The organism is Streptomyces naganishii JCM 4654 (assembly GCF_014650575.1).
Taxonomy (GTDB): Bacteria; Actinomycetota; Actinomycetes; order Streptomycetales; family Streptomycetaceae; genus Streptomyces; species Streptomyces naganishii.
Map to the genome: position 1 here is coordinate 18329 of NZ_BMVF01000011.1, position 24457 is coordinate 42785.

The following is a 24457-nucleotide window of genomic DNA, read 5'->3' on the forward strand; positions in this document are numbered from 1 at the left end:
GGACCGAACCTGTCCTGATCTGGTCGTAGCGTCTTCCCCATGAGCACCGGAACCACATCCGCACCCGCGATCCGCTACTCGGCCGTCACCTTCGACTGCCCGGACCCGGCCGAGCTGGCCCGCTTCTACGGCGACGCCCCCGGCCTGCCCGTCGTCTACTCCAGCGACGATTTCATCCTGCTCGGCCAGGAAGGTTCGCCCGGACTGGGCTTCTGCCGGCTGGCCAACTACCAACGTCCCACCTGGCCGGACCCCTCCCAGGAGAAGCGGGCCCACATCGACCTGGGCGTCGACGACCTCGATGCCGCCCAGGCCCGGCTGCTGGCCCTTGGCGCCGTGGAGCCCTCGGCCCAGCCGGAGCCTGATCGGTGGAGGGTCCTGCTGGACCCCGCCGGCCACCCGTTCTGCATCTCCACCCTGGTTTGAACATGATCGGCCGACTGATGACCATGACCGCGCACCCCAAAGGGCCCAGAGCTCGCCACAGACCTGCTGAGGGTCGCGGAGAGGCTGCGCGGCTTCCCGGGCTGTGAGATCTACCTGATCAGCCAGGACACAGCCGACCCGGACACGGTCCGCATCACCGAGGTCTGGAAGGACGACGCCAGCGCACGGGCCGCCCTCGACGCTCCGCCTCCCGCCGACGGACCCGCCCAACACCTGTCGGCGACGGCTGAAAAGTGGACCAGTAGCGACGCTTGGGTTCGTCGCAGTGGCTCACAATTCAGCCGTCGCCGACAACACCGACATCCTCGCCCTGCTGGCGCCCCCACCGCACCGTACGAACCTCACCGTCCTGGGCGGGGTGGGCCTCCCGGCCGATAGTCGGCCCTGACGAACGAGCCACTTTCGCGCACGTCCGTCCGCGGCTCTGCCAGGCTCCATGACGGGCAGGGACGGATTGTTCGGACTGGCAGGGGTAGCGCGACCGGGAAGTCACGCGGCAGACGTTGAGACCGGAGCCCGGGGGTACGACCGGCACCAAGTCCTGCCTGTCCTCCCGCCCGAGGACCATGCTGAGAGGAAGCTGACGACTTGGAAATCACCCTGTTCGAATCTGCTGAGGCATTCGAGCGCTGGCTGGACGAGTACCACTCCTCCTCGCCCGGCATCTGGCTGAAGCTCAGGAAGAAGGCTGCAGGTGTCGTGGCTCTGGACTACGCGCAGGCCCTCGACGTTGCACTTTGTTACGGCTGGATCGACGGGCAGAAGGACAAGTTCGACGACTCGTACTGGCTGCAGCGGTTCACGCCACGCAGGCCGAAGAGCAAATGGTCCAAGATAAACCGCGACAAGGCCGCCGCCCTACTCGAACAGGGCCGCATGCGGCCGCCGGGGCTCGCGGAGGTCGAGCGCGCCAAGGCCGATGGCCGGTGGGACACCGCGTACGACGGATGGAGGAGCGCCTCGGTACCGGACGATCTGGCCGAGGCCCTCGCTTGCAACCCCGCCGCTGCAGAGTTCTTCGCGACATTGGACGGCCAGAACCGATACGCGATCCTGTACCGCATCCAGGACGCCAAGAAGCCCGAGACCCGTGCGCGGCGGATCGAGACCTATGTAGCAATGCTCGCCGAGCAGAAAAAGCTCCACCCCTGAGACAGTCCATCGAGGGCCGGCAACCACCGGAGTTGCCCGGTGAACGAAACTCCCTATCGGGAGGGCCCGCCGTCAGGTCGATCACCGCAAGTAGGCGGAGCCGCTGTCTCGGTCGCCATGGATCACCGTCCCCAGACCGATCTTGCTCACCCGGGGTCCGCTCCGGTTTCCCCGCAACCGACCTTTCCTTCATATGCATGCCGGACAGGATGTTGAGATGACGGACGACGTAAGAGCGATCGCGCACCGCATGTATGGCGCATTCAACTCCCGTGACCTCGCTGCGGCAGAGACGATCTTCTCCGCCGACTTCGTGAGCCACCCGCTGGAAACCGTTGGTGTCGACAGCGTCGTGAAGGCGTGGAACGGACTCCACGCTGCGTTCCCCGACATCCAGGTCATCGTCGAGGACATGATCGTGGAGAGAGGCAAAGCAGCAGTCCGCACGACCCTGCACGGCATCCCGGCGAGTGTTGAGGAACAGCTTTCCCCTTCGATGATGGAGATCTTCCGGGTGCAGGACGGCCGCATCGTCGAACTGTGGGGCATGTCGACGCTCAACCGCTCAGCGGACGGCAGTGCAACCTCGGGCTGATGACGTGTGGGATGCCCTCTCTGGCGGGGAGTCGCTCCAGGGCGCGCTCTTGGCCGGAGTCAAAGCAGCCGTCGACCGCGCCGGCACCACCACCGTCCGCCGCCTGACCGGAACCTGGCCCGGCTGACGCGCATGGAGGTGGGAGGACTGGTCGACACGAACAGGCGCGGACACATGGCCGCTACCGGCCGGGGCACGGCAGTGTTGGTGCCGCGCGGGCGTAAGAGGCGGCACGTGAGCCGCCCTGAGGAGGCCGGGTGTTCGAAGGGTTCGAGATCGCCCAGATCGATGTCGGTGAGGCTTCCGTTTTCGTCCGCTTCGGTGGGGACGGTCCGCCGGTGGTGCTGCTACACGGGCATCCCCACACATCGGAGACCTGGCACGAGCTTGGTGACGGCTGTCAAGGTTGAGGCCCCCGGGTGGCGGCGGCGAACTGGAGATGCCCGCCCCCACCAGGGGGAGCGTGAGTGAGTCGATGTCGGCGTCGGCTGCGATGCGGCCGAGTTCACGTTCGTCGGCAAGGCAAGCGGAGATCGCGGTCGTGGCATGGGCGAGAATCGCGATGCCGAAGTGGTCAGCGCTTTGGTGAGGTTGTCGGCCACCGGGCCGGTGCGGCGGACTCGCGCAGTGCACTCGCCTGCGTCTCGAGCTGCGTGGCCCGGTCCAGCAGGAGGTCGGTGAGGAAGGCGCCGAAGTCGGTGAAGTGCCGGTGCAGACGCCTTTGGCGCAGCCTGCCTCGTCGGTAACGGTCGTGCGTCGCGAAGGTGCACCCCTGTCGGCATTCACAGGCCCTCTCTCACGTCATCCGGTCGGCAATCGCCCAACGGGCATGTGCCCACTGGGGTGCGCAGCCGCGTCTTGCCCTGCGCCGGGGTGCGGGTGCCTCCATGCCTGTGAGATCACCTGGGGCGTTCGACGGTCACCGCCGAGTTGCGGAAACTCTCGCGCCCGCGGCTGATCAGCGGTGCAGCCGGGCCTCGCCGCGCCGGGACGGCATGCACGTTCGACGTGATGTGGAGCAGCATCCTTGATCCATGACAACGGGCTTCGCGGTGGCCGCGGCACTGGCATCGGCCTGCTGTTTCGCCGCCGCGGCCGTCATGCAGCAGTCCGCCGCCGCTTCCGTGCCCGAGAGCGATTCTCTGCGCCCCCGCCTGATCCTGGACCTGCTCCGCAGACCGCTGTGGCTCGCCGGGATCGGTATGTCGTTCTTCTCCTACGTCATCCAGGGCGTCGCCCTGGCGTTCGGTCCGCTCGTGCTCGTGCTGCCGCTGGCCGCTCTGGACCTCGTCTTCGCCCTGCCCATGGTCGCCCTGCGCCGCCGGCGACGTCTCACCGCGGCGGAGATTACGGGTGCGGCGTGCACGTCGGGAGGTGTCGCCGCCTTCTTGGCGGCTCTGCCACCACCCGCCGGGATTGTGGCGCCGAGTGTGGGGGACTGGCTTCCCCTTCTCGCCGTTGCCGCGGGATGCGTGTGCGTGCTGGTACCGGTCGGACGGCGTAGGCCGGGACGCTCACGCACGGCCCTCTACGCGGCGGCGGCCGGTGTGATGTTCGCCCTTCTTGACAGCCTGACCAAGAGCACGGCCGGCCTCTTCCGGGAGAACGGCGTCGGTACGCTCGCGCACTGGGAACCCTATGCGCTCCTCCTTGTCGGAGGCACGGGCATGCTGCTTGCCCAGAGTTCTTTTCAGGCCGGTTCCTTGACGGTCAGTCTGCCCATCATCGACACCCTCGAGCCGATTGGTGGCGTGCTGATGGGCGCTGTGGTCTTTCAGGAACGCCTGGCCACGTCCTGGGCGCTGGCCGTCCAGGGACTGGGGGCCCTGGCGGCCGTGGCGGGCATCGTCATCCTGGGCAGGTCACCGTGGGTGTACGGACGCATGTGAAGCCGTCCGGACGCAGGCAATGCGGACGGGCAAGGGCCATTCGACGTCGTCATCAGCGAAGGCGTGCTGACCGTCAAGGCCGAAAGCAGCGAACGCGAGATGGAAAAGCACCGCAGCGAGATCCACTACGGCTCCGTGAGCCGGAGGTGACCCTGCCTCACGGGGCGGGGACGGCGTCCTGGCCGACTACGCCGACGGTGCGCGAGGGGACCGTGGAGCTGATCCACCATCCCCCTGGATGTCCACGTCCAGGAAGTGGGCCGAGCACGAGATGCACGGGTCGTGGTTGCGGATGGCCCGTTCGCACAGGTGGGCCACTTCGGCATCGGACGTCGTCCCGCAGGCCAGGGCGGCTTGCACGAGGACGCGCAGGTCCTCCTCGATCGCGCCCTGGTTCTGGGCCGTGGGCGGGACGAGGCAGGCGTCCGTGATCCGGCCCTCGGTGTCGAGCGCGTAGCGGTGGTACAGCAGTCCGCGCGGTGCCTCGGTGGCGCCGTGGCCCACGCCCGCCTGGGCGGGGACATTCATGTACGGGTGCTCCGGAGGTTCGTAGACATCGATGATCCGCAAGGCCTCCTCCACCGCGTACAGGACCTCCACGGCCCGGACGAGGATGCTCCGATAAGGGTTCCTGCACACCTCGCCCTGTGGTGTTCCCGGGGTCAGTGGGGGGTCGCTCAGTCCGGCCTCCCGGGCGGCCTCACGCGCGAGTGGCGACAGCAGGTGGCCGCTGACGGCGTAGCGGGCGAGGCTGCCGGTGAGGTGCCGCCTGCCGTCCAGACGGGAGTGGAGGGCGGTGGAATGCGGGACCTGCTCCTCGGTGACGTGATCGGAGAAGGACCGTACGGGGAAGCTGTAGGGAGCAAGGCTGCGGTCGGCCGGGAGTACGGTGGGGACGCCCGACTGGATGGCGTACGTGCCGGGCTCGGCGAGAGCGAGCAGATCGACGTCGCAGTGGGCCTCGGGGAAGTCGAAGCGGGCGACCCAGCGGACGGTGTCCCAGGCGTCGTCGAGGGAGCGGCGCAGGCGCTCGGCGAGGGGGCGCAGTTCGGCGCGGGTGGGGGTGCGGTGGAAGCCGCCGAGACGCACGTTGATGGGATGGATCGCGCGTCCGCCGAGCAGTTCCATGACGGCGTTGCCGGTCTGCTTGAGGCGCAGACCGCGTTCGACGTGCTCGCGATGGCTGCCCGCCATGTCGACCAGGTCGGCGCAGCCGAGGAAGTCGGGCGCGTGCAGCAGGTAGATGTGCAGGGTCTGGCTCTCGATCCACTCGCCGCAGTACAGCAGTCGGCGCAGGGCGTCCAGCCGGCCGTCCACCACGATTCCGCACACGTCCTCGATGGCGCGGCAGGCGCTCAGCTGGTAGGCGACGGGGCAGATCCCGCAGATGCGGGAGGTGATGTCGACCGGTTCGGTGTGGGCCCGGCCCCGGAGGAACCCCTCGAAGAACCGCGGGGGTTCGTAGATCTTCAGCTGGGCCTCGGTGACGGTGCCGTCGTGGACGCGCAGGTGCAGCGCGGCCTCGCCCTCGACACGGGTGAGAGCGGGGATGCGGACGACACGGGATGCGGCGGCGGACGCGTCGGCGGGTTCGCTCACGGCAGGTCTTTCTCCTCCACCGCGGTGAAGTCGGTGACGTTGAAGGTGTGCAGGAATCTGCCGATGTCCCCGTCGTTCATCCCGTCGCGGCGCAGGACCGGGACGAGAGCACCGAGATTGGTGGTGCCGGCCGGCCCGAAGCAGCCGTAGCAGCCGCGCCCGAAGGTGGGGCACAGGGCCCCGCATCCGGCGTGGGTGACGGGACCCAGACACGGGGTGCCGTGCGCGACGAGGACGCAGACGTTTCCGCGCTGCTTGCAGGAGAAGCACACGCTGTGGTTCGGGATGCCGGGCTTCCGGCCGGCGAGGAAGGCGGTGATGACCTCCAGCAACTGGCCGCGGTCGATCGGGCAGCCGCGCAGTTCGAAGTCGACGGGCACGTGGTCGGCGATGGGAGTGGAGGTGGCGAGGGTTTCGATGTAGTCGGGGCGGGCGTAGACGGTGGCGAGGTAGTCCGTGACGTCGGCGTAGTTCCGCAGGGCCTGCACACCCCCGGCCGTGGCGCAGGCACCGATGGTGACCAGATGACGGGACTCGGCTCGGATGCGCCGGACGCGTGTCAGGTGCTCGGGAGTGGAGACCGACCCCTCGACGAGCGCCAGGTCGTACGGCCCTGGCGCGACGTCGCTCGATGCCTCTGGAAAGTGGGCGATCTCCAGTTCGCCGGCGATGCCCAGCAGCTCGTCCTCGCAGTCGAGGAGGGTGAGCTGACAGCCGTCGCACGAGGCGAACTTGAACACACCGAGCCGGGGACGCGAGCCGCCCGGCCGTCCGGCGGAGGTGGTCATCTCACAACTCCCTTACGGTAAGCAGCGGCTCGGTTCGGTCGTAGAGGACGACGGGGCCGTCACGGCATAGCAGCAGCGGACCCAGCTGGCAGTGCCCGCAGTGGCCGGTGGCGCAGCGCATGTTCCGCTCCAGGGAGAGCTGCACACGACCAGCGGGCAGGCCCCGGTGGACCAGCTCGCGGGCGGTGGCGCGCATCATCACTTCCGGACCGCAGATGAACGCTGTGGTGTTCTCGGGGGTGAACAAAGCCTCGTCGAGCAGCGCGGTGACGACTCCGACCCGGCCGGTCCAGCCGCCGGCGGGTCGGTCCACCGTGACGGCCCCGAACGGGCGCCGCCAGGCGGGCAGCTCCGTGCGGTACAGCAGATCGCCGGGGGTGCGGGCACCGACCAGGACGTTCAGCCTCCCGTACGCCGCGGGCTCGGCCAGGACGGAGTCGATCAGGGGGCGTAGCGGGGCGAGTCCGATGCCACCGGCGACGACGAGCAGATCGTGCCCCCGGGCGGCCCGCAGGTTCCACCCGGTTCCGAAGGGGCCGCGTACGCCGACCGATGCGCCCGTCGGCAGATCGCACAGCTTCCGGGAGACGGCCCCGACCGCGCGGACGGTATGCGTCAGCCGGCCGCCCCCTGCCGTGCGGCACACCGAGACCGGGATCTCCCCGATCCCGAACGCGTACAGCATGGCGTACTGCCCCGGGGCGAAAGGCCCGAGTCCGCCGCTGAGCGGCTCCAGCTCGAACGTGACCGTGTCGGCGGTCTCGCGGTGACGGCTCATCAGGCGATGGGGCAGAGGTACCAAGGTCATGGACTCGGCGCCCCCGGCTGTGGCCCGTACAGGTCCAGAAGGCGGGTGCGGGTCGCGCGCAGTCGGCGGCCGATCGTCTCGGCGACCAGGGTGACCAGTGGCAGGCCGAACTCCGGGTGAGCGGCGCACACGGCCCGCACCTCGGCAGCGTCGAACTGCCAGGCCTCCACCTGGCTTCTGGTCTCGGCCCCCAGGTGCCACTCGTGCGGTGGGCACAACCACGACCAGCCCACGAGGCCGCCGGCGCCAATCGTCTCCACGACGGCCGGCCCGCGGCCGGGGAGGTGGATGTCGAGTGCGACCGTGCCGGTGCGGACGATCCAGAAGCGGTCGGCCCGGCCACCCTCTTCGAACAGACGAGTGAGAGCCGGGTGGTCGACCTCGTGTGCGAGGGTCAGGAGCCGCTCGCGGTGCCCGGGGGGCAAGGACCCGATCAGCCCTGTCGACGGGACGGGACCTGGGCGGCTCATGGCGTCGGCCTCTGCCGCGTGGCCTCCTGGTGGAGGGCGTGTGCCTCCTCGGTGAGGTCGATGCCGGTGGGGCACCAGACGATGCACCGGCCGCAGCCGACGCAGCCGGTACTGCCGAACTGATCGTGCCAGGTGCCGATCTTGTGGGTGAGCCACTGGCGGTAGCGGCTGCGTTCGCTCGCCCGGACCGGTCCACCGTGCAGCAGGGTGAAGTCCAGGTCGTAGCAGGAGTCCCAGCGGCGCCAGCGCTCGGCGTGGTCGCCGGTCAGATCGCTGACGTCCTCGGTGGTCGTGCAGAAGCAGGTGGGGCAGACCATGGTGCAGTTGCCGCAGTTCAAGCAGCGGGCGGTGACGTCGTCCCAGCGGTCGGCCTCGAGGTTGTCGCGCATCAGCGCGCGCAGGTCGGTGGGCGGCATGGACCGGCCCATGTTCCCGGCGGCCCGCCGTACGGCTTCGGCGGCCGCGGTGCGAGTGACCTCGTCCGCCTGGTGCCGGGGCAGTTCCGCGAGTACGGCGGCGCCCTCCTCGCTGCCGCTGCGGCACAGGAAGCGGTGGCCGCCGTCGTCGACGACCTCGGTGAGGGCGAGGTCGTAGCCGGTGTCGACGGCGGGCCCGGTGCCCATGGAGACGCAGAAGCAGGTGGCGCCGGGCTCGGTGCACTCGGCCGCGACGAGGAAGACTCCCTTCCGGCGGGAGCCGTAGGCGGGATCGGGGTACTTGCCGCCGATCATCACACGGTCGAGGATGCGGATGGCGTGCAGGTCACAGGCGCGCACCCCGAGGAAGGCGTACGACACGCCCGGCGGTTCGTCCTCGCGCACGGTCAGTCCACCGTCGGCGTCACGCTCGGCGGTCCACTGGCGCACTCGGGGAGGGTGCAGGAACGATTTCCAGGACTGCGGTCCGGCGCTGTGCGCGAACACGGCACCGTCCGTTCTGCGGCGGACGCGGTACCGCCCGGCCTCGAGTTCCACGCCCCACCCGTGGGGCAGCTCGTCCGCCGAGTCCAGTTCGGCCAGGACGACGGCGCGGTCACGGACGGTGGGGCCGACCACCGTACGACCTTGCCGCTTCAGGACCTGAACCAACGCATCGAGTCCGTCACGGCCGAGTACCGCCTCGGTCGGTGCGCCGGACGCGGCTCGGATGTCACCGGGGCCGGTCATGTCTCATTCCCCTCGGTCCGGGCCTCCCGGGCGGGGAGGTGCTCGTGTCGTCGCGCGGGTCCACGGCTGCTCACCGGCGATCACTGACAGGGTGTCAGGGAGGGGCGCTCGAAGGGACGCATGCGCTCCGGCGTGTCCCGTCTGCGCCCGCGCGGAGCCGCCGATAGCGTCCGACCGCTTCGGCGTGCCGCACGAGGTCCCGCTCGACATGTTCCGTCAGCGGCAGGACCGCCCGCGCCACCGACGGCGTCAGTCCGGTGCCGAGGCAGCGTTCGGCTCCTTCGACCGCGTACACGACGAGGCGACCGGGCTTCCGTCCGAGACTGTGGGCCAGGCGAATGGTCTCCAGGAGCCCGAGGCCGTGCGTGCTGTGCCGCCGGGCGCCCGTGGGAACCGGCGTGGCGCCAGGGACGGGGCACCACCGGTGCACGCGTCCGGGGTGTGCGGAGGGCGGGAAGCAGGCGTCGACGACGACCGCGAGGCCGGCGTTCTCCCACAGCCCGAGCAGCCTCCCGGGATCCCCGTCGCACTCCCGGAGCACGGTGCCGTGCGGCAGTGGCCCCGCGAGGGCGCGCTCCTCGAGCAGGGCAAGCACGGCGGGGCCGACACCGTCGTCCCGCCGGAACACATTGCCGACCCCGACGACCACCGCACCGGCCGACGTCCTCACCACGACTCCTCTCTCTCGCCCGCGGCTCCCGACGGCCCGGCGAAGCACGGCCGGCCTCAGTCGGGCTCCATGTACGGACGGCGGAAGACCGGAGCCAGGCCGGTGCCCCACGGGCGTACGGCCGCGAGCGCCTGAGCGACCGCCGACTCGAGCGGGCCACTGGTGTCCACCGCGACGGCCTCGGCCCAGGGCGGTTCCCTGACCGCCATGGCGGACGCGATGTCCGGGTCGGCGTCCGATGTTCCGGGGCCGCGTGCTCCCAGGCGGGCCACGGACACGGCACCGGGCACCTGGCAGTGCAGGGCCACGAGGTCCGCGCTCGTGCTCTCGGCCGTGCGGAGCGCCGCTTCCCGCTGCTGCGTGGAGGTCCAGGTGGCGTCCAGCACGACGGACTCGCCGCGGGACAGCAAGGCGGCCGCGCGCTCCAGCAGGGCGGCGTAGGTCCTGGCCGTCCACTCGGGTGTGTAGAGGCCTTCGCCGTACCGGGCCGACGCGGACTGCTCCGCCGGGATGCCCGCCAACTCCTTGCGCAGCCGGTCGCTGCTCAGCAGCGACACGCCGAGCCGGCTGGCCAACGCACCGGACAGGGTGGACTTCCCGCTGCCCGGCAGCCCGCCGACGACGACGAGACGGACGGCGGAGGAGCGCAGGTGCCGCAGTGCCGTGGAGGCCAGCCGTCCCGCCGCCGACTCCGCGCCCGGCGCTGACTGCCGTGCCTGGATGAGGGAGACCTTGGCGCGGACGAACGCGCGGTAGGCGATGTAGTGATGCCACAGGGAAGAGGGCGCGGGGTCGCCGGAATACTCGCTGTACCGGGCGAGGAAGTACGCCGCGGCCTCCCGCGCGCCGAGCTGTTCCAGGTCCATGGCGAGGAAGGCGGCGTCGTCGAGGCCGTCGACGTAGCGCAGGCCGTCGTCGAACTCGAGGCAGTCCAGGACGCGGGGACCATCGTCGAGGCAGAAGATGTCATCGGCGAGCAGGTCGCCGTGGCCGTCGACGACCCGCCCTTGTTCGATGCGCGCAGCGAACAAGGTTTTGCGGCCGGCGAGGTAGCGGCGCACCAGCCGCTCGGTCTCCGGCACGGTGTCCGCCACGAGGCCTTCGGCAGCCAGCGAGCGGACCTGTGCGAAGCTCGCTTCCCAACGCGACGACAACGCGTCGCGGGTGCCCTGTTCGTCCACGTGGCGGCCGCGAGGTGCCTTCGCGTGCCACGCGGCGAGGCGCCGGGCGACGGCCCGCAGGACATCGCTGACGTCGACGCCGTGGCGCACCAGCCGGGACAGACGGCGATCCGCCGGCATGCGGCGCATCACCACCAGCGGTTCCGCTTCCTGTGCACCCGGGCTGCGCAGCTCGCCCACGCCCAGATAGACGTCAGGGGCGAAACGCCGGTTGAGCGCGATCTCTCGTTCGCACGCGGCCCGGCGGGCCGTCACCGTGGTGTAGTCCAGAAACCCCAGATCCACCGGCTTCTTCAGCTTGTAGACGCGGTCGCCGGCGAAGAACAGGGTCGCTGTGTGGGTCTCGCACACCTCTGCTCGCGGCAGCGCTCCGCGGTGGCCCACGCCGTGGTCACCGGCACGGAGCGCGGACGGGTCCGACCCGGGCACCGGGCGGGCCGGTTCCGCGGGGACGCCGGACTCAGTCATGAGGAACGACGGCCACGGGGCAGCGCCCGTGGTGGACGGCGGCCTGAGCCACGGGTCCGAGACGGGGCGCCGTGCCCAGGTGGTGCCGGCGCCGGCCGACGACCAGCAGCACCGCGCCTTCGGCGGCGCGTACGACGGCTTCGGCGGGGCCGGTGAGGCGGACACTGCCGGTCGCGCTCACCCGCGGGTACTTCTCCCGCCATGGGCGCAGCGCCGCGTCCAACTCGTTGCGCGGCTCCTGCGTCATCGGTTCGTCGGCATCGGCGGCCAGGGGCACGTCCGCGGGCAGAGGTACCCGCTTGCCGTGAATGGCCAGGAGACCGACTCCCCTGGCAGCGGCTGTGCGGAAGGCGAAATCGAGCAGGTCGTCGGATGATCCCGACAGTTTCAGGGCCACGATCACGCCGGGGAAGGGCGTACGGGATGGCGGTTCCTGCTCCGCGCTGCGGGCGCGCACCAGCACCACCGGCCGTACGGACCGTACGACGACGGGCATGCTGACGTCACCCACGAAGTAACTCTCGACGGGCTCCAGGCCTCGTGATCCGAGCACCACCATCTCCGACCCGGCATCCGAAGCCGCCTGGAGCAAGGCGTTCTGGGCATCGTCGGCGACCAGGGCCTCGACGACGGACAGATTCGGATGGCGCTGCTGGAGTTCGGTCCGCGTGGAGCGCAGCAGATGTCTTGCCCAGGCGTTTTGATCGGATTCCGCCGGGACCCGGGTCGGCTCCGGGACGAGGTGCGGCCACGCGTGCAGCAGGCGCAGAGCGATCCCGCGCTCGGCGGCCTCGTCGGCGGCCCAGCGGGCCGCGGCGAGACTCTCGGGTGAGCCGTCGAGGCCCACGGTGACGACCGGTTCCATGGCCGCGCCCTCCGTCAGCACCGTGCGTTCTGACTCGAGAACTACCGCATCACGCCGTCCGGCGCATGTGCAGCGCCGACCGGGCTCGGGTTCCCGTCCGATGGAGCAGGCCGGCAGGTCACGAAACCGAGCCTTACGTCCCCACCGGGGGGGACCTCGGGATCGTTGGTGCGGGTACTACTGCCGGGTGATGCTGGGAAACGCGCTTCATGGGAGAGGGCATGACCATGCACGCTCAGCCAGGTGATCGACTGGTCGTGGAGAACCCGGTCACCGGTGTCACCCGGCGTGACGGTGAGATCGGTCGCCTGCACCACGACGACGGCCCCCCGTACGAGGTGCGATGGTGGGACGCGAACGAGATCGCGCTGGTCTTCCCCGGGCCGGACGCGCGCGTCCGGCCCGTGCTGGGCCGGGAGGCGCCGGCCAAGGGGCCGCCAGCCGGTGCACCGGCTGCGGCGCCCGTCGTGCCCGCCGCGCGCCCGGTCGACTACGCCGCGTCGGACGATGACGTGTTCTTCCGCACCGCGCCCGGCCCCACCACCGCCGGAGCCGTAGGCAGCGACGCCGCCTTCGAAGTCGACCATGTGGACGAGGCGACGAGCCGCGGTCGGAGCGTGCTCGAGGTGGGTCGTGCAGACGCCGTCGGCGCCCCGGAGATGCTCCGCCGGCTTCAGGAGCGGCCACACTCCGAACCCTGGGCGGGCGGAGCGCGCCCGCTGTGGGCGAGGGTGGCTCTCACCCGACTGACGGGACGCCGGATCGCACCGGCGGACCGGTGAGGCGGGGCCGATGGTGACCTGGCTGTCTCTTACCGGATCGCGGTCCTGCCCGTCATCATGTGCCTGTGCCGGGTGGACTCGGGCGCGACCATCCGCAGGTGGCCGACACGCACGTCGAGCCCCATTGCGGGCGCGGCTTGGTCACCGGCTTCGCACAGGCGGGCCGCGGAGCTCGACGACGCCCAGGAGTGCCGGGGTTCCCCACCGCACGGTGGGCACTGCCACCGCTCGGCCTCCCGAGGGGCAGCTCACGGTCGTGCGCGAGGCGCCGCACGAGTCGGCGGCCGCCCGGCCCGGGGCTGTGTCATGAAGGTGCTGCGTCCCACTCGGCAGGGGGACGAGAGGGGTCCGGCCACCGGGCGGCCAGGCACGCCGGCGTCGCCATCGTCCGGCCGCGTCTCCCGGCAGCCGCTGCACGCCCAGGCCGTCACCGACGTCTTCGGAACGCTGGAGAGCTCACCGCGTGGTCTGTCCGCCGCCACGGCGCGGACGCGCCTTCAGGCCGGGGGACCGAACGAACTGCCCGCCGCCCGGTGCCCCGCGGTGTGGCGTCGGCTCGCGGGCCAGTTCGCGGATCTGTTCGCGGTCGTGCTGATGGTGGCCTCGGCCATCACCTTCATCGCCTACGCGCTTCAACAACCGAGGGACACGGGCACGTTGCAGCTCGCTGTGGCGATCCTCTGTGTCGTGGTGCTGAACGCGGTCATCGGCTTCGCCCAGGAGTACTCGGCGGAGCGGACCGCCCAGACCCTGCAGGCCATGGTTCCGCACCAGTGCCGGGTGGTGCGCGATGCGGTTGTCCTGGAGCTCCCCGTACGGTGCCCGGGTCATGGCCGAGGACGTCGTCCGGGCCGGCGCCCACCGTGCCCGTGATCGGCAGGCCGGCCTGCCGATCAGCATGGCCGCCCTCCCCGAGGAGCCGGCGTACGCCCTGGTGCGGGAAGGCAAGAACGCGTCCGCCCTGGTGGTGGGCAACCGGGGCCGCAGCGGTGTGGCGAACGTGCTGCTCGGTTCGGTGAGCCTGTTCGTCGCCGCGCATGCCGACTGCCCCGTGATCGTGGTGCGGGCAAGCCACGACAACCAGGCCCGCGTGCCGGTGCACGGCCGAGTCGTCGTCGGTGTCGGGGAAGCCTGCGCGGCCGCGGTCCGCTTCGCCGCGCAGGAGGCCGCACGGCGAACGGCCCTTCTGTATGCCGTACGGGCCTGGCGCTGCCCCGCGCACGAGACGATCGACCACCCGCTGATCGCCGGGGAGCCGGAGCGGGTGTACGAGGAGCGGGCCGCCGAGGCGTTGGAGAGGGCGCTGCGGGATGTGCCACCGGGACTGGAGACGCGGCGCCGCACCGTTGAGGGCCCGGCACGCGGGGCTCTCCTGGCCGCAGCTCACGAGGCCGACCTGCTCGTCGTCGGGGCCCGGCGCCGCTCCGGGCACTTCGGCCTTCAGCTCGGCCGCGCCACTCACGCCGTCGTGCACCACTCGCCCTGCCCGGTCGCCGTGGTACCCGAACGCTCATAGGGCCGCAGCGGGCGCGTCTCGCGGCAAGCTCCGGACGGGCCGGTTCCGGTCAGGCCACGGTGACGTCGGCGTCGAGGTAGACGTCCTGCACGGCGTGCAGAAGTTCAATGCCCTCCTGGGTGGGCCGCTGAAAGGCTTTGCGGCCGGTGATGAGCCCTGTGCCGCCGGCCCGTTTGTTGATCACCGCTGTCCGTACGGCCTGGGCGAGATCCCCTTGGCCGGCCGACGCGCCGCCGCTGTTGATGAGGCTGGCCCGGCCCATGTAGCAGGTGGCGACCTGCCAGCGCGTGAGCTCGATCGGGTGGCCGGTGGCGAGCCTGTCGTAGAGGCGCTGGTCGGTCTTGCCGAAGTTCAGAGCCGGGTAGCCGCCGTTGTTCTCCGGCTGCTTCTGCTTGACGATGTCGGCCTCGATGGTCACGCCCAAGTGATTGGCCTGACCGGTCAGGTCGGCCGACACCGCGTAGTCCACTCCGTCCTTCTTGAAGGCGGGGTTGCGCAGGTAGCACCACAGCACGGTGAACATGCCCAGCGCGTGGGCGTGCGCGAAGGCCTCGCTGACCTCCTGCAACTGGCGGTCGGACTCCTCCGAGCCGAAATAGACCGTCGCGCCGACGCCGACCGCGCCCAGGTCGAAGCACTGCTCCACGGTGCCGAACATGATCTGGTCGTAATGGTTCGGATAGGTCAGCAACTCGTTGTGGTTGAGCTTGACGATGAAGGGGATCCTGTGCGCGTACCGCCGCGAGACGGCCCCGAGCACGCCGAGCGTGCTGGCGACGGCGTTGCAGCCGCCGTCGAGGGCGAGCTCGACGATGTTCTTGGGATCGAGATATCGGGGGTTCGCGGCGAAGGCCGAGGCCGCGGAGTGCTCGATGCCCTGGTCGACCGGCAGGATCGACACATGTCCCGTGCCGGCCAGACGGCCGTGGCCGAAGAGGGACTGGAGGTTGCGCAGCACGCGGGGGGAGCGATCGGTCGCGGCGAGGCTCCGGTCGACGAAGTCCGGCCCTGGGAGCACCAGTTCTTCCTTGGCAATGCCCTGAGCGGTGTACGTGAGCAGGTCTGTGGCCTCGTCCCCCAGCAAGCTCTGGATATCGGTCATCGGCTCGCCTCTCCGGTAGTCCGGTACGCCGAAGGTGGGACATCGGGTTCCCACCGAGCCTGGCCCCATTCGAAGGCGCCGGGCGGCCCCCGCGCGCGCGTGGTGGAACAGTGGAGTGGGACGTGAGGTGAGCGTGTGACGTTCGCGCGACTGTGGGACGGGACGAGGAGGGACGTGATGAGCCAGGCTGTGCTGGCGGGTGTCGACGGATCCGAGAGCAGTCTGGTGGCAGCCGACTGGGCCGCGGTCGAGGCCGCGGTGCGTGGCGTTCCTCTGCGTCTGGTCCACGGGTCTCCACCGTTGCCGGGCCCAGCGGTGACGGGTTCGGCGACGGACAGGCTGCGCGAGCTGGGCGAGCTTTTGCTCCAGCGGGTGGCCGTCGACCTCCGCGACCGCCACCGGGATGTCGAGGTGCTGTGCGAGCAGGCGGGCGATGCCCCGGATACAGCGCTTCTCGCCGCGTCCTCGGACGCCGGGCTCCTCGTCGTCGGCATGCGGGGCACGGGCGGGTTCGACGGGCTGGCGGTCGGCCGGGTCGCCTTGCGGACGGCTGGTGCCGCCTCGTGCCCTGTCGTGCTGGTTCCTGAGAGGTCCGGCATCTTCGCGGAGAGGACGCGTGCCGCACGTGCCGCCGCACCGGTGGTGGGGGGCTTGAACGCGCACCGCGCGGCCGGTGCGGTGGTGGGCTTCGCGTTCGAGGCCGCCGAGGCCTACGGAACGGGCCTGCGCATGGTCCATGCCTGGGAATTCCCCGCCGAGGCCGTCTCCTCGCAGACCCTGGTCGTGACCGAGGAAGACCGCGCGACCTGGGAGGACCAGGAGGACTTGCAGCTCTCCGACGCGTTGCGCCCATGGCGGGAGCGGCACCCGGACGTCGTGGTCCGCACGGATGTCATGCTGATGCACCCGGCGGAAGCGCTGCTGCACGTGTCTCAGGGTGCGGCTCTCCTCGTCGTCGGCCGCCGGACGCGCTCGCGATCACCCGAAGGCCGGTTGGGGCCCGTCGCGTGCGCGGTACTGCAACACGCCGGCTGTCCGGTGGCTGTCGTGCCGCATGACGGCTGAACCGGCAGGGGGCGTGCCGGGGGCGGGGGCCGGTCAGCCGAAGAACACCTGTACTTCGTCGTAGAGCGCCGGATCGACCAGCTTGGGCTGCGCTGTGGCCTCGGACAGGGGGATGCGGACGATGCGGGTGCCCTGCAGGGCGACCATGGCACCGAAGTCGCCGTCCTTGACCGCGTCGATGGCGTGCAGCCCGAAGCGCGTGGCCAGCCAGCGGTCGAAGGCGCTGGGTGTGCCGCCACGCTGGATGTGACCCAGCACCGTGGTGCGGGCCTCCTTGCCGGTGCGTTGCGAGAGCTCCCGGGCCAGCCATTCGCCGATGCCGGACAGCCGCACATGTCCGAACTCGTCGAGTGATTGATCCTTGAGGATCATCTGTCCCTCTTTGGGGACCGCGCCTTCGGCGACCACGACGATGGGCGCGTAATTGATCTCGAATCGGCTGTTGACCTGCTCGTGCACCTGCTCGAGGTCGAACGGTCGCTCCGGAATGAGGATCACGTTGGCACCGCCGGCGATGCCGGCGTGCAGGGCGATCCACCCGGAGTGCCGTCCCATCACCTCGACCACGAGGGTCCTCATGTGCGATTCGGCGGTGGTGTGCAGGCGGTCGATGGCCTCGGTCGCGATGCTCACGGCGGTGTTGAAGCCGAAGGTGTAGTCGGTACCGGAGACGTCGTTGTCGATCGTCTTCGGCACGCCGACCAGGGGAATTCCCTCCCGGTGCAGCTCGGTGGCCACGCCGAGGGTGTCCTCGCCGCCGATCACGACGAGGGCGTCGACGCCGTGTGCGGCGATGGTGTCCCGCACACGGCGCAGGCCGTCCTCGTGTTTGAACGGATTGGTGCGGGAGGAACCGAGGATGGTCCCGCCGCGCGGGAGGATCCCGCGCACGCCGGAGACGTCAAGCGGCCGAACGGCGTTCTGCAGCAGGCCGAGCCATCCGTCCCGTACACCGACGAAGTCGAAGCCGTAGTCCTGCACGCCCTTGCGGACGACGCTGCGGATCACGGCGTTCAGGCCGGGGCAGTCACCCCCGCCGGTCAGCACTCCGACCTTCATGGGCTCCTCCCGCCACTGGTCAGCCCGTCTGACCGCCGACTGTTCGGCGATCGGGGACAAGCCGTGCTCGACTACTTCATTCCAGCCTCACCCCGTTCGATCGGCGGTGGCCACTTGGCATGGTGGGTGTGCGGCTGCGTGGCTGGCGGCGGACCACGTCTCCTACGACGCTGACGAGGACGCACGGCGAGAGGAGACGGCCGCGGTGACGATTCCTCTGGTGGCCGTGGGCGGGTCCAGGCAAGCCCGGAGGCGGTCGACTGGGCCGCCACTGAGACCGTCCTGCACGACGTGCCATGCGTTGCTGCACCGCGCCCAGTGTCCCGTCGCGGGCGTACCGCACACGGGCGCGGCTGTGGGCCACGATCACCGGGAGACTCACGCCGGGGCCGGGCAGTCAACGAGTGCGGAGCAGGGTCCGAGGAGTGACGATATAAGTGCTAGCTGACCGCACTTCTCATACTCGACGAGGTGGATGACATGACATTCCCCTCCGCTTCCGCGGGGAACACCCCGCCAAGTGAGACCCAGGACGCTGCTGCTTCGCAACGGCGCGCTGAGGACCTGACGGCTGTGGCGAACTTCGGCTGGCAGGCGCTGCTCACCATCGGTCTGGCGTCAATAGCCCTGGGGGTGGTCGTCCTCGCATGGCCGGGTGAGACGCTGCGCGTCATCGGCATCGCCTTCGGTGTCTACCTGCTGGTCAGTGGCGTCTTCCAACTGGCCGCGACCTTTGGCGCGCACGTGCCGGCGCATCTGCGTGCGCTGCACTTCATCACCGGTGCGCTGTGTGTGCTGCTCGGGCTCATCTGCTTCCGGGGCACCCTGGAATCGATCCTGCTGCTCGCGCTCTGGATCGGCTTCGGATGGTTGCTGCGAGGTGTCATGATGACGGCGGTCGCGATCTCTTCGCGCGACCTCCCCGCACGTGGCTGGCTTCTGGGCCTGGGGATCATCACGCTCCTCGCGGGCATCGTGTTGATCATCATGCCGTTCGGCTCACTCGGTGTGCTCACCCTGGTGGCGGGCATCATGGCCATCGTCCTGGGTGCCGTCGAGGTGTTCCACGCAGTGCAGTTGCGTGTCGAAACCGGTCACCTCGCCGAGGGCACCGCCTCGAAGCAACGGCGATCCGTGTTCCATCCGCACCCGCACCCGCAGCACTGACGGGGGCCCTGCCACCGGACGCGACCCTTCGGCAGGCCTGACGGGGCACGTGCAGCAGGAGGCGGAGAGCATGCCGCGCAACGTCACTGTCGGGGTGGACGGCTCGCCCGAGAGCCGGGCCGCTGCCGAAGGGGCGGCCCGGGAGGCCGGACTGCTGGGGCTGCCGCTGAGAGTGGTCCACGCCTGGCAGCCCGTGGTGCAGGCCCCGCTTCTCGGCGTGGAGGCGAGCCGGGACCAGGCCGAACACATGCTTCGAGAGGTGGGAGAAAGCCTGCGACTGCGCCACTCGCGCATCCAGGTGAACATCGAGTACCGCACCGGACGGCCTGTCGAAGCACTCTGTGAGGCGGCGAGCGAGGCCGAACTCCTGGTACTGGGCTCACGCGCCCTGGGCGGAGTCAGCGGCTTCGTCCTCGGCTCCGTGGGCCTGTCCGTTGCGGCGCACGCGAAACGGCCCGTGGTGTTCGTCCGCGCAGCGCCGCGCGGCTCATGGTCGACGCCTCCCAGGGGGCCTCGTTGGTCGTCGTGGGCCGGCGGGCGCGCCGCAGTCTGTTCGGTACTCACATGCCCACGGGGTCCTGCACCACACCGCCGCACCCGTCGCGGTCGTCGCGCACGACTGACTGTGCGCCCGCGTGAGTGGACGGGAAGGACCATCCGCTTCTCGCGGATCCTGATTGCGCGGTGCCGGATGCTGCCGTGCTCCGCGTCTTCCTCGGTCGGTCCTTCCCGTCACCTTCAGAACACCACATCGCTTGCAGCGCCACCAGGGCCATCCGGCCCTGGTGAGCATCGGAGCCACCCCCGGGAGTGGTGTCGTCACGAGCGAACGGGGCCGGCCATGTCGACGATGTCGGCGGCGGCCACGTCGTGCAGCCTGAAGGCGAGGTCCTCCAAGGCCCGGCTGGCGGCCAGCTCGTCACCGATCTCCGGTACCGGCCGGTCGACCGGGTTGCGCCGAGCCGTCCCACGGCCCGTGACCGACGAACTGTCGCGGGTGGTGAGCACGGCACGTGCGTTCGTCTCGTCGCCCTCCTCCGAGATGTAGATCTGCACTGTCCAACGCTTGGCTTCCATCGTGATCACTTCCGTTCCTGAGCGCGTCAACGTGCGCCGTCCGTGCCTGCCCCGGTGGGCGAAGCGAGGGCGGCGTCGAGGCGGCGGGTGGCCTCCTCGGCGACGGGGCGCAGGGCATCGAGTCCGGCAGGGCGACCATGGTGTTCGGGTCGAGGGCCTTTACGGCGGTGCGGTCCCGTCCCTGCGGACGACCACGTTGCAGGGCAGCAGCAGCCCGATGGAGCGGTCCGTCTCCAGGACCCGGTGAGCGAGGGCCGGGTTGCAGGCGCCCAGGATGACGTAGTCCACCATCTCGTGGTCGAGCTTGGCCTTGAGCGTCGCCGTGATATCGATCTCCGTCAGCACGCCGAAACCCTGTCCGGCCGGCGCCTCGCGTACCCGGCCAAGGACCGTGGCGAATTCGGCGTCGAGGTGCACGGTGCGGTCGTAACTGGTGAGATTGCCCTTCCTCACAGTCAGCCCGTCTTGTGATCCCACCGAGGACCTGCCGCGTCCCACTCCGCGCCCCACTGTTCGTAGCGTTGCCTGTCGAGCCGCCAGCGCGCCAGGGCGGCCGTGCCGTAGGCGAGCCCGGTGAGGGCGGCGGCAGCCGCTCCGCCGAAGAGGAGGGCTTCAGCCCGCGCCTCGGCACCGCTGGTGGGTTCGGTGGTCAGATGACCGGTGCCGTCCTGCCATACGGTCACCGTCGCGCCCGAGGCAAGGCCCGCGGGCACCTCGGTGCGATCGGTGTGGATGGTGCCGTCAGCAGCAGTCCACCGAACCTTCGCCGGCGCACGGTTGGTGTCGAGGAGAGTGTCGGTGATGAGCACGGCCGGCAGGGCATGCCGGTCGGCACGCTCCCAGGCGAACTCCTCGTCCGCGGCTCGCGCCGTCACCGTCCAGACGATCGCGCCTCCCACCAGGATCACCAACCACATCACCAGGACGATCCACGCCTCGACGACGTCCTCGTGGCGACGCAACGGGTTGCTGCGCCACCGCCACAGCCGCTGCCTGTGCGCCTTGCCGCTCATCGCCTCCACTCCCTTCCCGTGCCACGACGGTGCCAGGGACGACGGGGCAGCCACATGGGCCGGACAGGTGACAACCCAGGGTCGACCGGACTCGCCTCGGACGAAAGGAGAGGGCCGATCGACCCCGTGCCGTCGGGGAGGAACGACTGATGGCGCTGCCTCGTCGTCAGCGGCCGCCGCTGCCGTACGGGGCGTACAGGTCGAGAAGACGGACACGGGCCGAGTGCAGCCGATGAGCGACCACCTGACCGACCCAACAGGCTACCGCCCGCCCGAATTCGGGGTCCTGCGCACACAGCGTCCGTACGGTTTCCGCGTCGAACTCGTAGGCCCGCACCGGGCTCGCGGCTTCGGCGCCCAGGTGCCAGACGTGTGGCGGGTAGTGCCAGGACCATCCGACCAGTTCGCCACGGCCCAGCGACTCGATGGCGGCGGCCCTGCGGCCCGGGACGTGCAGGTCGAGGGCGACGGTCCCGGTCTTGATGATCCAGAACCGGTCGGCGCGCCGCCCCTCCTCGAACAGTCGGGTGCCGACGTCGAAGGAAACCTCGCGGGCGAGGGACATCAGCCGTGCACGATGATCGGCCGACAGGGCCGCGGACAGTGTAGTGGTGGACGTCATCGCGGGGCTCCTTGCTCGTTGCCGCCACTTTCCAGGGGGCCGGCACACCTCCAAGCCTGCGCCCGCTCAGACGGGGCCGCCACAGGCCGCCGGTTCCCGCCCCTCAAGGTGACTTCATCTCTGTCCGGATCACGCCATTGCCCTACTTTGCGGCGGTCGTCCCGCTGGGCTCGCAGGCCGCGGCCGCCTATCCACAGCTGAGCCAGCTGGTCTCGGCCACGGTCAGGGCAGGGCTGAACGGCACACTCGACGGGAAACCCCACATCACCGTCTTCGCTCCGAATGACCAGGCCTTCCAGAAGGTGACCGTGTCCCAACTGTCTTCCCTGCTCGGCAATCAGGGGGAGCTGAAGAAGGTGCTGAACTACCACATCGTCGACCAGCAGATCACCCCGGACGAACTGTCCAAGGGATCCTTCACGACGGTGGAGGGCAGCGAGCTCACCACCTCGGGTTCGGGCACCAGCTTCAAGGTCAACGACAAGGCGAACATCGTCTGCGGCAACATCAAGGCCGCCACGCCACCATCTACGTCATCGACGAAGTTCTGCAGCCCCCGTCCTGACTCCGAGCTCCCGTTCGCGACGCGGAGTGGCCGTCAGCAACCTGGCTCCAGGGATGTGCTCCTCTTCAAGAAGCAGCAGGCCGAGCACGACGGATGCCCTCAGCGGCAGACCGATGCAGAGGAGCCGTCCCGGCAGGAAGCCGTCGGTTCGCAGGTCCCTGCCGCGGACCGTCATGGCGTCCGTGTCGGCGATGGTTCCAGGCCCAACTCCGGGTCGACGTGCCGTCATCGTCTTCACCAAGGACTCTGGACGTTCTGGAGCCACCGGGGTGTTCTACAACAGCCCGGCCTTCCGGTCGACTTCATCGATGAGCAGTACCGCACCCTGGACCGGGTCGCCCCGGCCGAGGAGTTCCACGGAGACGCCGTGTGGATGAACGGGACACGTCGCGCGCTCATGGATGCCGCCACTGGGGAGCTCCGCGACCGCCCTGCACCCGGATCACTTGTTTCCCCGGACGGACACCACTACATCATGCAAAGCCTGTCGCGTATGACTGTGGAGGGGACAGGTTCTCCCAGGCTGCGTCGATCAGCACAGCGGGGGAGAATGGCAGCTGGGAGGTGGACTCGCGCGGTGGGCGCGCGGAGTCCATGTCTGCGATGCTGTTGAGCGAAGTGATGCTGACATGGCGGAGCCATCACACACATCTTCCTGGCGGCGGATTCCCGAAGACGTGGCCGGCGCAGCCGTCACCGTGGCACGGGCCGCCGGGCGCGCAGCGCTTCACCCCAGGTCCACGTTCGATCACGTACGCCACCTGCCCGGAATGGTGCCCGCGCTTGGACAGGCGGTGAAGCCGATCCTTACCGGGCGTATCGACGACTGGCGCGGCGAGTACGCCTACACACTCGGTGAACAGGCGTTCGTCTATGGGTTCCCGTACATTTACAGCGCCCAGCTGAGGCACGCATGGGTCACACAGCGACGAAACCCGTCAACGGTCCCCTACGCACCCGTCAATCATTTCTGGCACGCCGAGCGGTTGCTGGACGCTACTTACCGCGACGGCGGGTGTCCCAACAATGACACGCTCTATTCAGCGGCCTGGGTGAATCTCGGGAACGAGCCGGTCATCCTCTCACATCCGGACATGGGCGATCGCTACTTCGCCTTCGAGCTCGTCGGGATCGCCTCCGACAACTTCGACTACGTCGGTCAGCGCACCACGGGGTCCGGTGCGGGCAGCTTCGCCCTCGTCGGCCCGGACTGGAAGGGAAAGCTTCCCGCCGGGGTGCGGCATGTGAAGGAGGCGCCCAGCCCCTGGGTCCTCGTTCTCGGTCGTACCCTCGTCAGCGGCCCGGACGACGTGCCGCGCGTCCGGGCACTTCAGGAGCAGTACCGGCTCGTCCCGCTCAGCCTGTACGGCAAGCCGGACGCGGAGGTCCCCGAAAGCCGTGACGTGCTGACGCCGATCCTGGCGGCGGAGGACCCTCTGGGACCGTGGAAGACGCTGAACGCGATGCTGGCCGAGAATCCCCCGCCGCCTCATCACGAGGTCCTCCTCAAGCAGTTCGCCCAGATCGGCGTAGGACCCGGCCTCGACGTCGAAGCACAGCCCGACGCGGTCAGGCAGAGTCTTGTCCGGGCCGCTGCCGTTGGCGCGCCCATGCTCAAGCAGCAGACCCTCAGCGGCGACTGGGCCCACCTCGTCAACGGCTGGCGCTACCCGCCCCCGCAGATGGGACGCTTCGGCGACGACTTCCTCAAGCGCGCCGCCGATCAGTCGCTGCTCGGCGTCGCTGCCAACGACCCGGCCGAAGCGGTCTACTTGGTCAATTTTGAGGACGCCGACGGCGACAAGCTGGCCCCAGGCGGCCGGTACCGACTGCGCTTCGCGCTCGACGCGCTGCCGCCGGTCGACGCCTTGTGGTCGCTGACCGCTTACCGGGAGGACATGAACCTCATTCCCAACCCGGCCGAGCGCTACTCGATCGGCGACCGCAGCACGGGGCTGCGGTGGGACGAGGACGGCGGACTGACCATCCACCTGCAAAGTGACCGACCCGGCCAGGACGAGGAGGCCAACTGGCTGCCCACCGCCGAGGACGGCACCTGGTTCGTGGTCCTGCGCATGTACCGGCCGCACCCCGAGGTGATCGACGCCAGCTGGGAGTGCCCTCCGCTGACGCGCGTTGCCTGACGTTCCACGCCGGCGGAGCCACCACCGACTTCAGCGGACGTATACAACACCACCGAATGGACCGTTACGGCGTTCACGACTGGTGAAGTCCGCTCTTTCCAGGGCCTCCGGGCACGCCGGCCGGCCGCTCTCCGTATTCAGCCGGCGGGTCCCTGCCCGTGCGGCGCCGACGGATGACCCGGTGGCTGCGGCGCAGGCACAGGCGGGCACCGCGGTGCCGCGTTCGCATGATCACCGCCCGCTCCGC

Annotated in this window: 23 protein-coding genes and 6 pseudogenes; 15 read left to right on the forward strand and 14 right to left on the reverse strand. The window is 70.0% G+C overall.

The genetic code is table 11. The features are described 5' to 3' along the window. The first annotated feature begins 39 nt into the window (after positions 1–39). The 7 genes and pseudogenes from IE217_RS20695 to IE217_RS20715 all read left to right on the forward strand — a co-directional run bounded on the left by IE217_RS20695 (position 40) and on the right by IE217_RS20715 (position 4083). Positions 40–426 carry a VOC family protein gene (locus tag IE217_RS20695; protein ID WP_190179396.1) on the forward strand — a complete coding sequence of 129 codons (387 nt, stop codon included), beginning with the start codon at positions 40–42 and terminating at the stop codon, positions 424–426. Between the two features lie 60 nt (positions 427–486). Then, positions 487–825 (forward strand): annotated as a pseudogene (locus IE217_RS35430) (putative quinol monooxygenase); the annotation flags it as partial. A gap of 210 nt (positions 826–1035) precedes the next feature. After that, positions 1036–1599 (forward strand): YdeI/OmpD-associated family protein, encoded by a 564-nt coding sequence (locus IE217_RS20705; RefSeq protein ID WP_190179397.1) that lies wholly within the window; start codon positions 1036–1038, stop codon positions 1597–1599. 217 nt (positions 1600–1816) lie between these two features. Then, the gene (locus IE217_RS20710; RefSeq protein WP_190179398.1) at positions 1817–2194 is read left to right on the forward strand and encodes an ester cyclase; all 378 of its coding nucleotides are present in this window, start codon (positions 1817–1819) and stop codon (positions 2192–2194) included. A 31-nt stretch (positions 2195–2225) separates the two neighbouring features. Next, positions 2226–2321: pseudogene (locus IE217_RS35540) on the forward strand (DUF4235 domain-containing protein); the annotation flags it as partial. A 130-nt stretch (positions 2322–2451) separates the two neighbouring features. Beyond that, positions 2452–2583: pseudogene (locus IE217_RS34795) on the forward strand (alpha/beta fold hydrolase); the annotation flags it as partial. A gap of 645 nt (positions 2584–3228) precedes the next feature. After that, positions 3229–4083 (forward strand): DMT family transporter, encoded by an 855-nt coding sequence (locus IE217_RS20715; protein ID WP_190179399.1) that lies wholly within the window; start codon positions 3229–3231, stop codon positions 4081–4083. Between the two features lie 186 nt (positions 4084–4269). On the opposite strand, the gene IE217_RS20720 is transcribed toward IE217_RS20715, so the two are convergent. The 8 genes from IE217_RS20720 to IE217_RS20755 form a co-directional block, all read right to left on the reverse strand. Continuing rightward, positions 4270–5682: a Ni/Fe hydrogenase subunit alpha gene (locus IE217_RS20720; RefSeq protein ID WP_190179400.1), complete on the reverse strand. Its 1413-nt coding sequence runs from the start codon at positions 5680–5682 to the stop codon at positions 4270–4272. Continuing rightward, positions 5679–6470: an NADH-quinone oxidoreductase subunit B family protein gene (locus IE217_RS20725; protein ID WP_190179401.1), complete on the reverse strand. Its 792-nt coding sequence runs from the start codon at positions 6468–6470 to the stop codon at positions 5679–5681. Before IE217_RS20725 ends, IE217_RS20720 begins: the two co-directional genes overlap by 4 nt. 1 nt (position 6471) lies before the next feature. Continuing rightward, positions 6472–7278, reverse strand: coding sequence for an FAD/NAD(P)-binding protein (locus IE217_RS20730; RefSeq protein WP_190179402.1), 807 nt, complete (start codon positions 7276–7278; stop codon positions 6472–6474). Further along, positions 7275–7748 carry a cyclic nucleotide-binding domain-containing protein gene (locus IE217_RS20735; RefSeq protein ID WP_190179403.1) on the reverse strand — a complete coding sequence of 158 codons (474 nt, stop codon included), beginning with the start codon at positions 7746–7748 and terminating at the stop codon, positions 7275–7277. Before IE217_RS20735 ends, IE217_RS20730 begins: the two co-directional genes overlap by 4 nt. Beyond that, positions 7745–8914: a 4Fe-4S dicluster domain-containing protein gene (locus tag IE217_RS20740; protein ID WP_190179404.1), complete on the reverse strand. Its 1170-nt coding sequence runs from the start codon at positions 8912–8914 to the stop codon at positions 7745–7747. Before IE217_RS20740 ends, IE217_RS20735 begins: the two co-directional genes overlap by 4 nt. 94 nt (positions 8915–9008) lie before the next feature. Continuing rightward, positions 9009–9584 carry a hydrogenase maturation protease gene (locus tag IE217_RS20745; RefSeq protein ID WP_229865451.1) on the reverse strand — a complete coding sequence of 192 codons (576 nt, stop codon included), beginning with the start codon at positions 9582–9584 and terminating at the stop codon, positions 9009–9011. 56 nt (positions 9585–9640) lie between these two features. After that, the gene (locus IE217_RS20750) at positions 9641–11116 is read right to left on the reverse strand and encodes a bifunctional aminoglycoside phosphotransferase/ATP-binding protein (protein ID WP_190179572.1); all 1476 of its coding nucleotides are present in this window, start codon (positions 11114–11116) and stop codon (positions 9641–9643) included. Between the two features lie 109 nt (positions 11117–11225). Further along, positions 11226–12098, reverse strand: coding sequence for a universal stress protein (locus tag IE217_RS20755; RefSeq protein ID WP_190179405.1), 873 nt, complete (start codon positions 12096–12098; stop codon positions 11226–11228). A 221-nt stretch (positions 12099–12319) separates the two neighbouring features. On the opposite strand from IE217_RS20755, the gene IE217_RS20760 reads away from it, so the two are divergent. The 3 genes and pseudogenes from IE217_RS20760 to IE217_RS20770 form a co-directional block, all read left to right on the forward strand. Beyond that, a complete protein-coding gene (locus IE217_RS20760; RefSeq protein WP_373298082.1) occupies positions 12320–12880 on the forward strand; it encodes a DUF1918 domain-containing protein in 561 nt (186 codons plus the stop codon). Between the two features lie 306 nt (positions 12881–13186). Continuing rightward, complete coding sequence (locus IE217_RS20765) at positions 13187–13753, forward strand: cation-transporting P-type ATPase (RefSeq protein WP_190179406.1); 567 nt, start codon at positions 13187–13189, stop codon at positions 13751–13753. Continuing rightward, a pseudogene (locus IE217_RS20770) lies at positions 13716–14396 on the forward strand (universal stress protein); the annotation flags it as partial. The gene IE217_RS20765 and the pseudogene IE217_RS20770, both read left to right, overlap by 38 nt. A gap of 49 nt (positions 14397–14445) precedes the next feature. On the opposite strand, the gene IE217_RS20775 reads toward IE217_RS20770, so the two are convergent. After that, the gene (locus tag IE217_RS20775; RefSeq protein WP_190179408.1) at positions 14446–15498 is read right to left on the reverse strand and encodes a class I fructose-bisphosphate aldolase; all 1053 of its coding nucleotides are present in this window, start codon (positions 15496–15498) and stop codon (positions 14446–14448) included. A 177-nt stretch (positions 15499–15675) separates the two neighbouring features. Between IE217_RS20775 and IE217_RS20780 the strand changes: the two genes are divergently transcribed. After that, complete coding sequence (locus IE217_RS20780) at positions 15676–16563, forward strand: universal stress protein (RefSeq protein WP_190179409.1); 888 nt, start codon at positions 15676–15678, stop codon at positions 16561–16563. Positions 16564–16596: 33 nt separating this feature from the next. Here the strand turns inward: IE217_RS20780 and IE217_RS20785 are convergent, their stop codons facing one another. Continuing rightward, the gene (locus tag IE217_RS20785; RefSeq protein ID WP_190179410.1) at positions 16597–17622 is read right to left on the reverse strand and encodes a 6-phosphofructokinase; all 1026 of its coding nucleotides are present in this window, start codon (positions 17620–17622) and stop codon (positions 16597–16599) included. A 480-nt stretch (positions 17623–18102) separates the two neighbouring features. On the opposite strand from IE217_RS20785, the gene IE217_RS20790 reads away from it, so the two are divergent. Both IE217_RS20790 and IE217_RS35270 read left to right on the forward strand, forming a co-directional pair. Continuing rightward, positions 18103–18789, forward strand: a complete 687-nt coding sequence (locus IE217_RS20790; protein ID WP_190179574.1) for an HdeD family acid-resistance protein — start codon at positions 18103–18105, stop codon at positions 18787–18789. Between the two features lie 70 nt (positions 18790–18859). Further along, a pseudogene (locus IE217_RS35270) lies at positions 18860–19201 on the forward strand (universal stress protein); the annotation flags it as partial. Between the two features lie 407 nt (positions 19202–19608). Here the strand turns inward: IE217_RS35270 and IE217_RS20800 are convergent. From IE217_RS20800 to IE217_RS20815, 4 genes and pseudogenes are all read right to left on the reverse strand, one after another. Further along, positions 19609–19866: a DUF1876 domain-containing protein gene (locus IE217_RS20800; protein WP_190179575.1), complete on the reverse strand. Its 258-nt coding sequence runs from the start codon at positions 19864–19866 to the stop codon at positions 19609–19611. Positions 19867–19892: 26 nt separating this feature from the next. Beyond that, a pseudogene (locus tag IE217_RS20805) lies at positions 19893–20319 on the reverse strand (DUF302 domain-containing protein). 2 nt (positions 20320–20321) lie between these two features. After that, positions 20322–20879 carry an Rv1733c family protein gene (locus IE217_RS20810; protein ID WP_190179411.1) on the reverse strand — a complete coding sequence of 186 codons (558 nt, stop codon included), beginning with the start codon at positions 20877–20879 and terminating at the stop codon, positions 20322–20324. A 166-nt stretch (positions 20880–21045) separates the two neighbouring features. Continuing rightward, the gene (locus IE217_RS20815) at positions 21046–21501 is read right to left on the reverse strand and encodes a Crp/Fnr family transcriptional regulator (protein ID WP_190179412.1); all 456 of its coding nucleotides are present in this window, start codon (positions 21499–21501) and stop codon (positions 21046–21048) included. A 137-nt stretch (positions 21502–21638) separates the two neighbouring features. Between IE217_RS20815 and IE217_RS34805 the strand changes: the two genes are divergently transcribed. Together IE217_RS34805 and IE217_RS20825 are read left to right on the forward strand one after the other, a co-directional pair. Then, a complete protein-coding gene (locus tag IE217_RS34805; RefSeq protein ID WP_229865453.1) occupies positions 21639–22679 on the forward strand; it encodes a fasciclin domain-containing protein in 1041 nt (346 codons plus the stop codon). Positions 22680–22743: 64 nt separating this feature from the next. Further along, entirely contained in the window at positions 22744–24210 is a 1467-nt protein-coding gene (locus tag IE217_RS20825) for a DUF1254 domain-containing protein (protein ID WP_190179413.1), read from the forward strand. Positions 24211–24457 lie beyond the last annotated feature (247 nt).